Raw genomic sequence first — 857 nt, forward strand, 5'->3', positions numbered from 1 at the left:
AGTCGTCCGTGAAGAACTCGGAATGCTTTGATTCTGTTTAACAATTTCCCCTGATTTGAGGTTTCAGATTGCCGAATTTCGTGGCTAGAGGCTGCGATTTCCGGCAAATTGGATGCGCTTGTTCTGCGTGATTCGAGGCGATGACGAAGCTACGAGGGAAGCGAAGCGATGCGACCGAAGGAACGGCGCGAGAGCGGCCAGACGGATCTGTTGCGATCCCGGCTCGACCACATCCTCAATATGGATCATGCGCTGGTGAAGCTGGCCAAGACGATCGACTGGCGCTTCCTGGAAGAGCGGCTCGGCGAGGTCTATGACGACGATCCTGGCCGGCCGCCTTTGCCGACACGGCTAATGGCGGGACTGGCCATTCTCAAGTCGATGCACAACCTGTCCGACGAAAGCCTGTGCGAACGCTGGCTGGAGAATCCCTACTACCAGCTGTTCTGCGGCGATGAGTTCTTCCAGCACCGTTTGCCCTTCGACCGCACTTCACTGACGCGCTGGCGGCTGCGTATGGGGGAAGAGCGGCTGATGGCGCTGCTTCAGGAAAGTCTTGCAGCGGCGGCCAGGCTGGGGGCGGCCAAGCCGTCGGACTTCCGCGCGGTAATCGTCGATACCACGGTGCAGGAAAAAGCCATCACCTTCCCGACCGACGCCAAGCTGATGCATCGCGCCCGTGAGCGGCTGGTGAAGCTGGCCAAGAGGCATGGCATTGCCCTGCGCCAATCCTATGCGCGGGTCGGCAAGATCGCGCTGATCAAGCATCAGCGCTATGCTCATGCCAAGCAGTTCAAACGGGCCAACCGGCAGCTCAAGCGCCTGCGCACCATGCTGGGAGCGGTGATCCGCGACAT

General features: G+C 60.0%; 1 protein-coding gene. It reads left to right on the forward strand.

What is annotated here, in order from left to right; all coding sequences use genetic code 11:
- Window positions 1-168: 168 nt before the first annotated feature.
- Window positions 169-857: IS5 family transposase (locus AC0L3L_RS36375; RefSeq protein ID WP_473642189.1), on the forward strand; the 689-nt coding region annotated here is incomplete at its 3' end.

Source organism: Mesorhizobium sp. WSM4849 (assembly GCF_055811385.1).